This window comes from Bacillus sp. FSL K6-1338 (assembly GCF_038006965.1).
Lineage (GTDB): Bacteria > Bacillota > Bacilli > Bacillales > Bacillaceae_G > Bacillus_A > Bacillus_A thuringiensis_S.
In genome coordinates, this window is record NZ_JBBOWI010000002.1 from 1 (window position 1) to 16,161 (window position 16,161).

The window sequence follows — 16,161 nt, forward strand, 5'->3', positions numbered from 1 at the left end:
TCCTTCTGGATCGATAATCATTGCATGCGTATCTGCAAGTGACGTTTCACGAGCTAATTTCATTTTTAAAAGTAAACTTTTTCCGGAACCTGAGATCCCTGTTACACCAATGTTATAGTTTGGCGGGCGATAATCTGCATTACCAAATGAATTTAAAAATTCTACTTGCCCAGTAATTTTATTCTTTCCTATTGGTATGCCACCATTAAATCTCCCCGATCCTGATACAAATGGTGCAAACGTACATAACGCACGTCTATCGATATTTCGATAGGTATCTTGCAGTGTATTTGGTGCACCTAATGGCATAGTAGCTTTCAAACCACTCTTCACACGGTTCCAAGTACTTGCTATCTTAAAGTGAGATGCTTGCATTTCATCTTCAATATACTCACATAAAACGTCCAATTCTTTCTTTGATTCTGCGTAAGCAACACCCATTGTACTCACCATATAGGAGTCGTTTTCATTGAACTGGATTTCATCCATTAAATTGTTTGTATCTTGAATTTTTGCATCTAAGTCTTTTTCTTGGTCAATGTTTCCTCGTGTACGTTGGAAAGAAAGATTGGAACGTAACATCGTCAGCTGCATATCTAATGATCGCATTGCTTTAGCTTTTGGTTCTTTATGAATATCGATCATGACATCCACTTCCCCAGCCGAAGTTAACATGTTGAGCCAATTGGTTTGCATCATACGCGGGTACCCATCACGTGGAATATAAAACGGACGAAAGAACGTATTACTTCCTAAAGATTGTTTAATGACCCCATAATCTTCTGCATCAATTTTCATTCCTTCTGGAGCAATAACATCAAACACTGTTGTTTGATTGTCTAATTGCGTCGGTATTTCCTCTTCTTCCAACTCTTCCTCCTCTAGCTCCAATTCGTCCCTCTCTTCTGCTTCTATTTTTTTCTTTTCCTTTTTCTTTTTTCCGAACAACTTCATGTTTACGCCACCCCGTTATTTGATTTTTCTGCCTTTTCTTCCGCTAGCACTTTCTTCATTAACTCTAGTTTTCTTTCATTCGTTTCCCCTGTTGAATAGAGGGAGAAATTCTCGTTTTCAATTAAGTCCTGGAAACGAGCTTTTATAGCTTTACGACGGTTAAATGCTACATATAAAAGTTCTATTAATTTATCTTTCGTTAACATTTCTACATTAATTTTTGCTTTCGATAGTAGATTTCGAGATGCATTATAACGACGATATAGTTCGTTAAATGCCTTATCTACAATCTTTTCTTCTAACTCGTCCTCTGTATCAGCCGTAATTGTACTAATATCAACCTTGTATGGATAAATTAAATAACGTTTTTGTTCATATCGAGGTTGCGAACGTTGCCAGTACTCTAAATTATCAATAACTTCTTGACCATATAGAACCGTCTCTGGTGTAAGGTCCTTCGCACCTTTCATCGTTTCTGTCATTTTTCGTACAGGATCTGTTAAATCTACAAACTTACTTTGAATATATACTTTCGTATTAAACTCTAATGTGGTTAACCATGATTCAATTTTGATATCAATCGCTTCTTGTTCCATATTGGAAAGTAAATAATAGTTAACTGGATGTGCTTCCGCAATCAGGACAAATGTGTCATCATGATACCGAATCATATGATTATCGATTTCCTTAATGTCTTCTACAAAATTACGAAAGAAGTCAACATTATCCTCATCAATTTCCGGTTCAGCAGACATATTTTTTTTATTTTTCTTTCCAGCTTTTTCAGTAGTGTGTTTCTCTACTCCACCTTGCTTTTTCCCTTTTTTCTTAGAACCAAACAGCGGTTTTCCATTCATTTTCCGATAAAAGAAAAATCCTACAATGGCTATCGCCGCAAAATATATCATTTCTAACATTTACAGATTCTCCTTTGCCCATGTAGTTGGCTCGTACCCTTTTCTCCACTTACCTTTTTCGGAGCGGCTACGCATTTTAATAATTAAATACTTATCTAGATACATGTGTTGTTTTTCTTTATATATAAACGCAAACGCTATTACACTTACTACCGTTGGTAGTGCTAAAATTAAGCAAATAAAAAATGCTACTACCGCATCAATAGGTGCAAATAACCGCCATAAGAATGGTACATATAAATAAAGGGATGCCCCGCCACCCAATAGATAAATCAATTGGCGTTTGCTCAGCACACCTAATAGTGTTTTTTGCTCCGAAGTCATATCAACAGGAACAGTTACTTTTCTCATTCTTTTTCCTCCCTTGTATAAGAGAAGCTCTCCCCAAATCGAGGAGAGCTTGTACAAACTCTTATGTTAGATTGTCGTAACCCAAGCAGCGATATCGTAAGCTTTGATCATGACAAAGCCTCCAATTGCTGCGCAGGCTAAACCAATCATAGCTTGTGTACGGTTTTCAGGATTCTTCCCTTGTGCACCAGATAGTTTAATAGCTGCAAATACAACGCAAGCTGCCACCCATATTCCCCCAAAACCAATTAAGGTTTTCACCAAAGTGTTCATGCTTTTTTGGACGGTTTCAGCATTGGCACCACTGCCACTACCACCAAGCCCCTTCGTAAAGCTACTTTTTGCCAGTAAGAAATCTCCTACAGATGTTGTCATAAGTTTTGCAGACAACCAATTCAACATAATTCCTGCACCTCCAGGTGTTTTTGCTCGCAAAACGCAAAAAGACCTCAATACACGCACACGTCCCCTAAGGACATGGCGCATATTGAGGTCTTCTCTTATATGCGAACTGATTAATTTTATATTTTCATTGTAAAATCTTATTACTTTTATATTATAGCAATACGTTTTTATAAAAACAAGTCCTTGTTTACACCTTTATTTATACCCTCTTTGTTAGGATCGTACCATACTATAAGAATTAAAAAAATATTACCGTCCTTAAGACCTAAAGCATTCATATCTTCTTTCAGTGAGCAACATGATTCTATTTTATCCATTTTGGAATTTTATCTCTAAGGGTATTCGCTTCTTTTTTCTTATTCATTTTAATCTCTCCAACAACTTATTATGCTCCTTAATAAGAGTATACTACCTATTAAGGAGTGTCTAAGCCTTGTGTTTATCAAACTATTCATTAGAAACAAAAAACAGGTAATTGTGCGTTTTTCACAAGTACCTGTTTTTCACTACTTCTATCTACTCTTTGTTTCTTAAAATTTCATTAACCTTTTCGACACTTAATTCAGTGGCTTCCGCTATCTTCTCTATAGGTACACCTACTTTAATTAAATTATGAATCATTTCTATTCTAGCTTCTTTTGCAGCTTTTTCTTCTGCTGTCTCTATTTCTGATATTCTATCTTTTATTGCCTTCTCTCTCGCCTCATATAAGCGTAAAAAGTCTTTATCACTACTTAAACGCTCCCAATCCTCTATTGCCTTTTTCAAAACTGGATCTTTTTCCATCGCGATTCCCTCCAGGATTGTAGTTAATTTCTCATCTTCATATGCAGGAAATAATAATAGCCAACGTGCTAATATATCCTCCCATGGATCCATTCGATCTTCTTGCCATTCTCGAATTACTTTTGGAATCTCAAGAAAGTGCAATTGCATATTCTCTGAAATTATGTGCTCCGATTTTTTGTTCATGACTACACCGACATTATGAAAGTCCTCTTCTCCTGGAAACAGAATGAAATCCACTATATTAATACAAATAGTTGGTCTTAATTCTGTATACTTCATCCCCTGAGTCATTTGAGAATAATACATGCCAGCCCAGTAGAACAAAGATCGCTCAATCATGTCTTTTTTGTCGCGAACCTGTATCTCTATATTTAATTTTATACCATTATTCAGAGTAGCTCGCAAATCTAAAATAGACAATTTATCATCCTTTTGTTCCCTTGGAAGATGTGGATCATCTAAATGCAAAGAAATAATTTCCTCATCTAAAGAAGATTGTAATACCGCATTAAGAAAAGCAATGAGTATACCCTCGTTTCCTTCTACTCCAAACAAGCGCTTGAAAGCAAAATCAACTCGTAAATTTACTAGATTTTTTTTCATAGATGTATTCATATTCTTCTACCTTTCTTTTAGTGAATTTTTATCCTCTGTAGTAATTAGATATAAGAAAAAGATAGAATTACAAACTCTATCTTTTTCAATCTACCTATTTATGAAAATATCAACCTACTTTATTGTTTAATTACAACAAACCCTTGTACTAATATGCTTTTAAAACATTATATTTAAGACCCTTAAGAGAAAATAATTACAAGAAAGTTTTACACTAATGTATTTCCTTTAGGAATGCATACTATCTTAATTATTACAAGAAAGTTATGGACTATCCTACTAAAATAAATTATTAAAAATTTATACACTCCCACTTAATACTTGAGCATAAATAAAGAGTGTGTTCTGAAAAGGATCAAAACACACTCTTTATATTTTTTCTTGTAAAACAAAAGTTCAGAACAAAATGGGTTAACTTTCTATCTATATCCCTTTGTTTGTTTATAAATTCGATATTAATTTTCTTCTTCTCTTATTTATTCATCATGCTCACTATATCTCAATAAAAAAGCCGAAATCATAGATAGATTTCAGTTTATCCTTTTTATAAAAGAGTTATATTTATTTTAAACTCACGAATGAATTTTTTTGTTTTAAAAACGATGATTTATAATCCTTAGCCCACACTATCTTTTAGTTTGTTTGATTATGAGCCTTGATCAATTTTTCAACGTATTCTTTTATATCCCCTTCGCCTTCCCTTACAGCCACCTTTATACTTGCAGCCTCTTTTATTTTAGATAAAGTAACTACTTTATCTTTGAATTTTGTATTTAATAAATATCGAACTCTTCTTTTTTGAAAATCTTGTAAAGATTCTTCAACTGTGACAATGTAACTTTGTAATAAAGAATGATTTTTCTTTTTTTGACATTTCTGGTATACACCTAACATTTTCGTAACAGCTGCATACGTTTTTCTAATTAACTTGCCTCTATTTTTTTCATATCCATCCCAGTTATTAACTATTTTTTTTGCTTCTTCGATTAATATCAAATCTTCTCTATTGTAGCTTTCTACACTCTTTTTTTTTGAATACTTCCCCAAAACCTTAGGTGGTGAATGTTCCTCTAACCACGCTCTCTCATAATTGCTTAGCCACGCATATGCTGCTCTATTTAAATCACTTAATTTCGCTCTCGTATACGCTGGATATTTATTTCGTAATTGTATCCAATTATGCTTGTACTGAGCTGTTTTCTTTTCTCGAGCGACCTTCAAACTGTCTTCTCTCAATTTTTTAATTGAGACATTTTTACGATCCTTTAATATTTTTCGTATAGTCCGTGGTGTAAAACCCGTTTTCATAGCTATTTCTTTTTGTGTTAATCCACTAGATAAAAGTTTGCTAAACTCTACTTCCCATACGTGACCTTTTTGAATAATCCTATTATTAAAGAATGCAACTTCTAGGGGGTTTTGTTCCCATCCCCTAAGTCTATATATATAACCACAATCACACTCAAAATCCCCTTGAATTTCTCGATTCAATCCGTGAACACTGATTTTCACCTTATCTACACATTTTTGTAAATAATGATTCGATAGGGAATTCATGCATAACCATGGACCTTTTCCAAAGGGTTCATACAAATATTCATTTTCAAAAAATTTTTTTACTGAGCCACACAAACATCGCATAACCAAAATATGCCTAATGGGATGACAAAATTGTATACTACCCTTCCCCAGAATATAATTTCCCCATGATGATCTTTCATCTATGTCAAATGAAGATTCTAACATCCTTAATAGGGTTTGCGAATAATGATCTTGAAGTAACTCCCTTAAGCGCTGATGTCTTTTTAAAGCGGGGTATCCAATCCCTTTAACCTTCAAAAGTGTCTCATATTTCTCAACGTAATAATCTTTTGAAAAAGACGAAAAATTTTTATCCAGCAAATATTTTACATCTTCTGCAATTCCTATTAATTCATCCACAAGTTCACTTTCCATGAATACTTCAATGCTGTTACTATCCTTTAGATTTGGATAGATAAAATTATGAGACCGAAAAGTCGTAATATTAACCGGATGTTTCTTTAGAGGTAATTGATGTTTAATGCATACAAAAACTCCTGGAACCTGATGTACTCTATTCCAATAACCTTCACCATAAAGTTGATATTGTTCCTTTACGCATACAGAGCAATAATATAAATGCTCTTTTGACTTTATATTCCCTTTTTTCAAACTAAATAAACTCTGATAAACTTTTGAAGAGATTCCTATGCTTAATTGTTCGTACCATTCTTTTGTTTTAAATGGTCTTATAAGTGGAATCAGTGAATGCCTTTCTATAAAATACTTTTCAGTAAACACATCTGAAAACACCTGTAAATTATCAACTAAATATTTTAATTCACCAATGGATTCAATCCCGAGGAAACAGCCACTTTTATTAAACAACTTCTTCATAGTATGCTTTTTTGATAAATCTGGACTTCGAATATGATATCTAGAGACTATACTATAAAACAATTCATCCTCATACGGTACAGGAAAATAATCAAGCATTTTACATCACCTTGATTCTTTATAATTAAATTCTTTTAAAGGGTCCTTAATATATCCTTCACCATTGAGAGCCTCATACGCAGACTTTCTATTCTTTTTACCTTCATCAATGATACACTTTAATTTATTTCTATCCTCTACTACAACTTGTTTCTTTTTGTTCTCTTTATCCTTAATATATTGTAAAGCTTCTTTCATCAACTCACTAATTTTAGAGTTAGGTGATTTATTTAATACATATTTCGTTGCTCTTTCTGCATCCTTCTCGTTTATATCTAAGTTTATAAGGGAAATAATCAATTTCTCTACCTTTGTTGGTTCTATTTTCTGGCGCTCTTGTGCGATTTTTTCTTTTTTATCTTGGAGTTTAGCTCTCATATCAATTACTGGAAGTTTATTAAATATATAATCTTGTATATCTAACGATACAATATCTTCATATTTTGCAATCTCTGTTTCACAACCAGATTTAAGAGCTTGAAGCATAGGTTGAACAAGTCTTAAATCTTCTTTACCAACTTTTCTGATTAGTTCTGATGAAATTTTTTCAATGCCCGTTTCAATCGCTCGCCCCTGTGCTAGTAAAAACAACTTTATAGCTATATCAGTAATACCCTCGCTTTCCTCGTAAATAACATCTAATAAACCTTGATTTAGTTCCACATGTTGCTTTGTCCACTGATAATCCCACATACTTGTAATTAAAACTTCCCAATCTTCTTTATTACTCATTTGTTGCCAGACCATGTCTCCTTGTCCACTACCACGACGTGCTTGTCTAAAATCTTTTTGTAAAAGGCTCCTAGCTCTCATGGTTCCAATTATCATTACCGGAATTCCAATTTCATTAATAAGAGTAACAAAAAAATTCATCATTTTCTCTGAGGCATCCCCTGTCGCTGCCAACAGATGTTGAATTTCATCTATGATCAATGCACCAACACAATGTAATCTAGAAATTTGCCCCATCCTAGTTACCATTGAACTTATAGAATTAGAGGATTTCCCATAACTTTCGAGATAGTTTGTACCAATTAATTGATCTATCTTGTCAAAGAAGTTTTGACATAATGACTTTAACGACCCATCATGTGGGCAATTTAATTTTAACCAAACAATTTGAAGCGTATTGAGGGGATATCTATGAATAATAAGTTGAGGATATAATGAAAGTATTCGTTCTATAGCTGTTGATTTTCCAATTCCAGAGAAACCCATTAATGTGAAACTAGATGCAGTAGCCCGTATATCCGCCGGCAGACTTAAATTATTTCTTTCTACTAATTGATGATGTAATTCATTTAGTACTTGAACATGTTGCTTTTGAAGAGGATTCCGATTCACATATCCATAGCGTAAAAATCTTGAAAAACGTCTTTCCAAGTCTAATGTTTGAGAGATTGGTTGAAAAAAACGAGTTAAACGTAATAAAGCATGAAATCGATGATGATCTGATAAATTTCTTTCTTTTTCATGATAATTGGGTAAAAAGCTAAGTTGATCAAAAGCTTCTTCATATGACAATATGCCAGGTAAAGCTTCTATCAACGGATTCCCCTGATAATCAACTAATTGCTGTTGTTGATAATGAGCTAGAACAGCGTATGTCCCATTATCTAACTGTATTTCTCTTAGATTGTCACTCATGCTTATGCCCCCTCCTTTTATTGAATAATTCTTTAACTGAGCGACGCTTGAATTCATCTTCTTGTTGTTTGTCCAAATGAATAACCTCTGGTAGAGCCTCTTCTTCATTGTTATCAAGTTTAAATACTTCCTTAGTTCTTCGCATTTTTCTCTCCAATTGGGTATGATGCTTAATGTCTTTAATTTTCTTTTTCTTTGTTACATGCTTTGTTTGTTTTTTGCTTGCTTCCTTAACAGCTTCTTTAACAATAGATTGAATATTATCAAAAAAGTTAATTTCATTTTGTAGTAATATATGTTCTTCTTCTTTGTAACCTTTACTTTCTAAGCTATTTAACTGTCTAACCTCCTCTAAGGCTTTATCTTGATACCGCTCTTGATGTTTTAATAAATAGCAGTTTTCAAATATCTTTTCATCCTTTGTATGAATATAAATATTATTCATATTTCGAGGATCATAAGAAACATCCACTTTCCAACTTTTCTTTGTTCTTGCTGTAGCAAACCATGATTGTTGTATTGCCGTGTCACAGCTATACAACATTTTTTCAAATCTGATTCCTTTTGCAGTGACTGTAGCAACACCTCTCGGCATTAAATAAAATTTCATGATATCAGGATGAATGACTCGTAATTTCCCAGAGCGATTTTTTATTCCCCATTTCCACAATTCAATTGGTGTTGGTTTTACATTATCAACTATCATATCTTTGTCCCGTATATAATTCTTCATATAAAAATTTTTATTGTAATGCAGAATAAAATTGATAATAATTTTTGTATATTGTTCTATATCGAGTTTCGCCTCTAAACGTGGATCTTTTGCCCCCCTTTCACCCCAATCTTTTGAAACATATCCAGGTAAAAAGGGGCGTATTGTTTCTTGAGATGTATCAAATAATTTTTCTACAATTCCTTTCCAGTCTGGACGAAAAGATGGATTATTTTCCACTGTAATATTAAGCCCTTGTATCAAATGATTTACATTATATCCTTCTAACTCTCCGCGATCTCCTAAAATAATCTCTGGTAGATGTGCTGCTGGCCAACAATTATCTGTAATATTAATACCATAATCCGCACAAAAGTCCTTTTTATAAACTGTAGAATTCAAAAGTGCCATCATCATTCCAGTCCATGAGGGACCTTCAATCCCAATATAAAAACCAGTAATTAAATGGGTAAAGACATCCGTTACATAGTATATAGTTGGTCTCTTCAATACCCAATCAGAATTATAACGAGAAACTATATATACGTTAGCGATTGTCGCATCAATTTGATATCTGGATCCTGGTCCAAAAACTTCAAAAGAAGACGAACCTAAAACGGCCCTATGATCTCTTTCGAATTTCTTTCTCCCATGCTTAGCTGACGTAATTTCTTCAACTCCATATTCTTTATGAAACCAATAATAAAACTGTCGAAAAGTAGGAACGGTATCTGCGTCTTCAATCACAATATACTTTCTTCCATCTTGATAACGAATGCTTGCCTGAAAAGCATCCCTAATCATCATTTTGTATGTAAATGTCAGTGTATTTTCTGGATTTGTAAAATAATAATTTTGTATAGCTTTCTTGAATATTTCTTTTAATTCCGATGTAATATTGATTCCCGTGCTATTTGTCATTCTCGGTCTACCCGTCTTATTTCCGCTCCAATTCTTCGACTTCCCCTTATTACCGCAATTTTTAAAATCAGGAAGTAAGCTATCTCTGACCTTTCCTCTTTGCCAATACCGCTTTAAATATTTGTAAATCGTTTGCTTTGAGCAACCAAAATTCCCTCTCATTTGTCTAATTAACGTACCTCTTTTATCTCTTTTATAAATGTTAGGTTCTTGAATTATTAAATCTTGTATAATATTCCATGCCTTATCTCTCATAAGGATATCTTTTTCTGTCAATTCTTGATGATTTACAACTGGAAATACTTCATCATTGCTTACTTTCATATACTGTCCATTCGAAAAGCCTTCTTGAAGACTTTTCAGTGTATCTACAAAAGGCATAGCTTTTTCATCATACACATCGATTAAATATGTAATAACATTACTTTCATCTATCCAGAGTAATCTGTATATCTTTGAATCATCAATTGATTTAAATATTTCATTAACTGATAGCGTAATCAAAATTCTCATCGCCTCTTTCACTAAAAGCTAGTTCGCTTATACTTAAACCTCGCATATTTAATTTTTGCGTATTGATATCTACAAAAATTAACTTTCTAGCTAATAAATGTTTAAAATAATTAATTGACGCACCTTGTTCCAAATTATACTGTTCTTCAAACTCATTGCAGCTTTCTATAAGGCTCTTATCCACATTTTGAAATGTCATTAAGTAACTAAAAAAGAATTTTACAAAAGTTTCATCTTCAATTTCCTCGAGATAATAGTGCTTATGAATCCACGAAATATTATGACATGTTATATCAGGAAAATCCTTTTCTGTTACAACTCCCCAATCGATTCCTTTCCTTTCCCAATATTCTCTTTCTATCTCAAACTTTTCAATTACTCTTTCATTTTCTAATTCACTACTAGGTTTTATAGTCCTAGCAATATATTTAATTTCTTTTCCGTCACGAACCGTCAGGAAAAAATCTGTTGTCAGAACTATTAACGTTTCAGTTCCTTTACAAATAGGATGATGTATCCCTTTCTCTCCAGCAATTTTATATGTCAATTCTCGATTTAATGGAAATTGTTCACGAATATCAATAACTTCTTCTATCCATTCTAATATAAAAAAATAATCCCTCTCTAAATCTGATAAAAACTCATGTCTCCTATTAGTTTTCCATCCCATTAAACGAGAGCTATTACCCGTTGAAGATACATTTTGTATCGTTAACCAGGGTTTATAGTTATTTAATTCACCTTGTCCTCTGCCTTCTTTTATATACTTCTCTATTTTCTTTTCCGTCCAATCATTTTTACGCTTTGCCATTTATATATCCCCTCTTAAAAAATTTTTATTATTTACATTATCGGATATTTTTATGCGTACAATACATATTCTCATTTATAAAAAAATGGATATCTTTTATAAAATATCCGTTTCACTCTTAGTGTTGATATAGATTTTGTAATACTTGTTTTAACTCTGGTTTAATTGCAATAATAGAACGCACTGTTCTTACTTGTTGTTCTGCATCTTCTGTATTAGAAGCATGACCTAATTCTAATAATAATCCTGTAGCAACTGTACCTGTACGATTACGTCCGCCAGAACAATGGAAAAATACTTTTTTATCTTGTTCAACAGCTTCCCTGACCGCTGCAATTGCATTTCTTACTGATTCATCTTGTCCTTCTACACCTTCTACGATTGAATAAGCATGACGTTTAGTTCCAGCCGGAAACCCTTTTGGTTCTTCTCCTCCAGCACGTAAATCAAACACCTCTGTAATCCCGTGCTTTTTTACTGCGTCTTGTATAGCGTCTACTCCACCAATATATACTTTTCCTTTTACGAGTTCGTGATAGTTAGTCATGTTTGTTAATCTTCTTCAATTAATACTTTGCAGCAATTCGATTCGCCACCTATTACAAGTCCTGCACCTTGTTGATCTTCTGCATAGTCTAGTGTCAATGTATTTACAATATCAACGACCTTTGGATCCATGGCAACTTCAATACCATTTACTGTTTCTGTTACATCATTTTCTTGCGCTTCTCCTAAATTAATACCGTAGCTTGGTCCACAGCATCCAGCACCCTCAAATGTAAAACGTAGTGTTGAAACACCGTTTTCTTTCATAGTAGTTTCAATAAAACAATGCTGTAAACATTTATTTTTATAATAAAAGAAAAACTCGTATCTAAAAAAGTTTGTGCAAAATACGAGTTATATTTGTTACTAATTAATTGTTTTTATAAAAAAATTTATTAAATTTTTTTCATACCTTGAACTTCTAAACAATTAACCTATTATTCGAAATATAATTCTTCAACTACTTTAGATTCGTTTAACATTTGATATAAAATAGAAATATTACCCTTGGAGCAATACGCCCATTCACGACTTTCTGAAAACGTAAAATACAAATACCTTTTAGCTCTAGATAAACCTACAAAAAATGTACAAGTATCCTCCTGTTGTTGTTGAGAAAAGCTCCAAAAAGCATTATCATCAAATCCTACAAAAAATACCGCTTCATATTCCAATCCCTTACTTTTATGAATGGTCATAATTGGAATAGAGTTTTTCCCTTCAAAAATATCAATAGCAAGTAACCAATCTTTTGTTTCTTGAAAATAGTTGTATAAATGATATTCAACATCTTCCTTCAATTTGTTAATATATTCACCTTGAGAATACTGAGGATAGTATTTTCGTATTTGATTTAAATCGAAAAAATTAAGTATTTCTATAACCAGCTCCCTCAATTCTTCTACATGGGCTACTGAAGATATTTTTTTCTTTACAAGCTTCAAAAACTCTTTCAGTTCCCTTCTTAAATTATCATAAGAATATTCATTTTTAGATCCTTGTATTCCTTCAAAGATAATTTTAGAGTTCCAAACCAAAAGCCAGGCATCGCTATTATAAATATCTAAGGCCGCTTTTAATACATTAAGAATAAGATTTACTACATCTTCCTTTAACAAGTCTTGAAATACAGTTTCATTTCTAGCCTTAATATTCAATGGTTTTAGTTCTTCAATTATTGATGTTGCATATTTGTCAACTGTTTGTTTTACAATTATGCAAATCTCATTAGGAGTAGCTCTATGAGTCTGTATTAGTTCCTTAATTTTCGAAACTATTATTTTCGTCTCGATTTTATAATCTGAAAAATACCATATTTCTGCTATACCATCATCTTTAGACCATTTTGGATTAGGTACCGGTGTAAATGGATTATCCTGTAAATAATTATTTACAATCTTCTGTATTTCTAATAATCTGGGTGCCGATCTATGATTCATTTCTAAAGAATATTCTCTAGCTTTAAAATCTTGTTTATAACACTCAAAAATATCTTGTTTTGCACCAGCCCAAATCATTATTCTTTGTCTATTATCTCCTACTGCTGTAATAAAAGTATGAGTGTTAAAAAAGCAAACCTTTACAAGTTCATACTGTAATGCTGTAGTATCTTGAAATTCATCTAAAAATACATTACTATACGTCTCCCTTAAGGACATAAGAATATATGGATTATTTTCTAGAATATGAATTGCTAAACGAGTAATCATCGGAAAGCTCAAAGTAGCTTTATGGTTTTCATCTCCTTTTAATAACAGATGCCATACATTTTTTATTAAATCATTTTTTTCATTCGCCAACCTCCCACTTACTAAACGATTAAGGAGAATTTTTTTTGTCTCTTTATCATTAATATACATATTAAACTTATTAAAAGCCCTTACAATTGCATTTTGCTGCCTATCAACTATTTCATAATCAGGGTTAGGTCTATATTCTTCTGGTAGTGCATTTAAAAATCTATCTAATATACTTTTAGCAAACGAATCAAATGTCTGAGATGTAAATCTATTCATCAATTCATTAGATACCCTTAAACCAACTCGCTCTTTCAAATTAGATGCTGCATCTTTTTTAAAACTAATTGCTAAAATTTTTTTAGGATTGGTACAGTTATTAGTCTGTAATAAATAGCTTGCTTTTTGAGCAAGCAACTCTGTTTTCCCTGCACCTGGTCCTGCGACTACTAATAAATTTTTCAAATCCTTTACAGCTTTTAAAGCTTGATTCTCTAAGATTAACCCATCACTTGGATGCCATTCTTCAATAGAATTTCTCATCTCTTTCATTCCCTTATAAGAATAGTTTTTGCTTTTTCACATAATCTTTGAATTACTACAGGCATATCTTCCTTTAATTTTTCATCTTCAATGTAATTTACGGCTTGTAAATGTGTTACGGGTTTCCCTCTTGTTAAGAAGAAGTAATTATACCAAACCATTAATTCTTTTTGAGTATCAGTATATGTTTCCCCACTTCCCCCTTTTTCCTTGAGAGTCCGTTTAATACTTTCTTTGATTCGTTCTTTATATACTTCTAATTTTTTTTCTTCACTAGTTAGGTTATGGAGTCGTTTCTGTTTTTCACCTTCCCTTATTTTAATAAGCGGACCTTCCCCTTCATTTAATGTCATTAAATAATGTGCTAAAAATTTCTCAATCATTAAAAAGTCTATATCTAAAGGACTAGAAAAATATATATTATAATTTTCAAGAAATCTGCCCCAGTTCCCTAAATTCTCAACTTTTGCTTTCGAATCCAATTTCCACTTATGCATATTTTCTAAACGATCATCTGATAAAACTGCGCCTCCTTTTAGTTCTAGAAGGGATTCTTTCTTAGCTCCAATTTCAATTAATTGTTTCAGAGCATATTTAATTCTTCCCCAACCTCCTCCTTCTCTCTCTCTATCTAAATCTAATAATGTAATAAACGGAATATCCAATTGACTTAACAACTTCCAAAAGTGATTTACATGTCGACCACCTAAAGGTACAACAGAAATACCTACGGAATCTAATTCATCTGTATATAGACGTAAAAATTTAGGTAAAAGTATTTCTTCACTATCACCTTCACCTAAAATTACTAATGAAGAGAAATAAAGTTCTGGGTAAGCTTTAACAGCCTCCTTGACATATTTATATGCCACATCTTGTTTGTCTGGTAAGGTAATTTCTTTTACGATAGTAGTGCAATTTTCCCTGTTAATTCTCAAATGTCTAATTTCAGTCGGCTCTATTCTTTGAATTATAGTCGGGTTATGAGAAGTAATTAGAATTTGAGCATTGTTATGACTTTGTATACTTTTAAGATTTTTAATAACTTTACCTAATAAATGCGGACTAACATGATTTTCTGGTTCTTCAACTAAAACTAATGTTAGTGCAGGAGGATCGACATTCAAAATCCTTTCTCCCTCCACAACTTTTCTTTTTATTTCATCTATTGCTTCATTTTCTAACTCTAAAAGGGAGTCGATTAAAGTTAAATAAAATAGGGACTGTAACCCATCACCTAATTCATTAACTTTAAATGCTTTTTCAGTATGTGATGGAGTAAATTCTACATCTAATTTTTTTAAAATTGTATCTAAATCACTACTACCAAATTTTATATTGGCCTCTTTATATCTAGAGTCATTATGATAATTTTTCCATTGGGAGGAAATTATTCTTTTTATTGTAGCAATACCTTGTTGATTAGCAACCTGCATATCTAGTGCCTCTATTTTTTCATTAACCAATGTTTTATCTGTTTCTTTCCAATTAATTTGTTTTAAAATTCTCCATAGAATTGTACCCGTAGCGTTTTTTAATTGTTCTGTAGGGTTTCTTACAGCGGGTATGTAAATAACTTTTATTTTCGATTTATCATGCATTGATAACGGTTTAAGATTGTTACTTCCATCTTCCTTTTTTTGTGTTACATAATAAAATTTATAGTCAATAATCCCTTCTGGATCACTTCCTCTTTCCCAACTAGCTTCTAGGCGCATAGCAATATAAGGTTTACCACCTTCTTTGTTTACTACAAAGTTTTCATAGTATATTGGGATTGCATAACTATCTGCCTTTTCGTCTTCTTTAAAGAATTCAAAGTGTGCTTCTATAGATAAATTGTTTTTTTCTATCTCTTCAGGTGATTGATTAAAAGGAACGTGAAAATCAGCTTTTTTTATTTTACTATCTCCAAACAGTTTTTGAAGCGCACTAAGGACTGCTGTTTTACCTGCACTATTATGCCCTATGAATGCCGTTAAATCTGTAATATTAATAGTAGTAGATTTCGGTCCAAAACTACGGTAATTATTCAATATCAATTGGGTCAATTTCATAAGAATCTCCTTTTAAAAAATATTTTTATTAAATATAAAATATGCTACTTTTACTCACACTTCCATTATAAAACAAAAACCAACACTTGGAGTATCAAGGTTGGTTTTTTTATCCATTTAATTAAAT

The 16,161-nt window shown here is 32.3% G+C and carries 14 protein-coding genes; all 14 read right to left on the reverse strand.

The window, feature by feature from the left end; translation table 11 throughout:
* A partial coding sequence (locus NZ044_RS27065) for a hypothetical protein (RefSeq protein WP_340950059.1) occupies window positions 1-954 on the reverse strand: 954 nt, incomplete at its 3' end.
* A gap of 2 nt (window positions 955-956) precedes the next feature.
* Entirely contained in the window at window positions 957-1,871 is a 915-nt protein-coding gene (locus NZ044_RS27070) for a hypothetical protein (RefSeq protein WP_061662886.1), read from the reverse strand.
* Entirely contained in the window at window positions 1,872-2,222 is a 351-nt protein-coding gene (locus tag NZ044_RS27075; protein ID WP_001233534.1) for a PrgI family protein, read from the reverse strand. It lies immediately after the preceding gene.
* A 66-nt stretch (window positions 2,223-2,288) separates the two neighbouring features.
* Complete coding sequence (locus NZ044_RS27080; RefSeq protein WP_016083212.1) at window positions 2,289-2,708, reverse strand: hypothetical protein; 420 nt, start codon at window positions 2,706-2,708, stop codon at window positions 2,289-2,291.
* Window positions 2,709-2,794: 86 nt separating this feature from the next.
* Window positions 2,795-2,944, reverse strand: coding sequence for a hypothetical protein (locus NZ044_RS27085; RefSeq protein ID WP_375231570.1), 150 nt, complete (start codon window positions 2,942-2,944; stop codon window positions 2,795-2,797).
* Between the two features lie 199 nt (window positions 2,945-3,143).
* Entirely contained in the window at window positions 3,144-4,031 is an 888-nt protein-coding gene (locus tag NZ044_RS27090) for an Rpn family recombination-promoting nuclease/putative transposase (protein ID WP_061662887.1), read from the reverse strand.
* Window positions 4,032-4,664: 633 nt separating this feature from the next.
* The gene (locus tag NZ044_RS27095; RefSeq protein ID WP_340950060.1) at window positions 4,665-6,548 is read right to left on the reverse strand and encodes a TnsD family Tn7-like transposition protein; all 1,884 of its coding nucleotides are present in this window, start codon (window positions 6,546-6,548) and stop codon (window positions 4,665-4,667) included.
* Between the two features lie 6 nt (window positions 6,549-6,554).
* Complete coding sequence (locus tag NZ044_RS27100; protein WP_340950061.1) at window positions 6,555-8,195, reverse strand: ATP-binding protein; 1,641 nt, start codon at window positions 8,193-8,195, stop codon at window positions 6,555-6,557.
* Window positions 8,188-10,332: a Mu transposase C-terminal domain-containing protein gene (locus NZ044_RS27105; protein WP_440032823.1), complete on the reverse strand. Its 2,145-nt coding sequence runs from the start codon at window positions 10,330-10,332 to the stop codon at window positions 8,188-8,190. The genes NZ044_RS27100 and NZ044_RS27105 overlap by 8 nt, the downstream gene beginning before the upstream one ends.
* The gene (locus NZ044_RS27110) at window positions 10,313-11,152 is read right to left on the reverse strand and encodes a TnsA endonuclease N-terminal domain-containing protein (protein ID WP_340950062.1); all 840 of its coding nucleotides are present in this window, start codon (window positions 11,150-11,152) and stop codon (window positions 10,313-10,315) included. The genes NZ044_RS27105 and NZ044_RS27110 overlap by 20 nt, the downstream gene beginning before the upstream one ends.
* A 118-nt stretch (window positions 11,153-11,270) precedes the next feature.
* Window positions 11,271-11,699 (reverse strand): protein-tyrosine phosphatase family protein, encoded by a 429-nt coding sequence (locus NZ044_RS27115; RefSeq protein ID WP_340950063.1) that lies wholly within the window; start codon window positions 11,697-11,699, stop codon window positions 11,271-11,273.
* A 5-nt stretch (window positions 11,700-11,704) separates the two neighbouring features.
* Window positions 11,705-11,965, reverse strand: a complete 261-nt coding sequence (locus NZ044_RS27120; protein WP_340950064.1) for an adhesin — start codon at window positions 11,963-11,965, stop codon at window positions 11,705-11,707.
* A gap of 170 nt (window positions 11,966-12,135) precedes the next feature.
* A complete protein-coding gene (locus tag NZ044_RS27125; protein ID WP_340950065.1) occupies window positions 12,136-13,986 on the reverse strand; it encodes an ATP-dependent helicase in 1,851 nt (616 codons plus the stop codon).
* A complete protein-coding gene (locus NZ044_RS27130; RefSeq protein WP_340950066.1) occupies window positions 13,983-16,034 on the reverse strand; it encodes an ATP-dependent nuclease in 2,052 nt (683 codons plus the stop codon). Before NZ044_RS27130 ends, NZ044_RS27125 begins: the two co-directional genes overlap by 4 nt.
* Window positions 16,035-16,161: the final 127 nt, after the last annotated feature.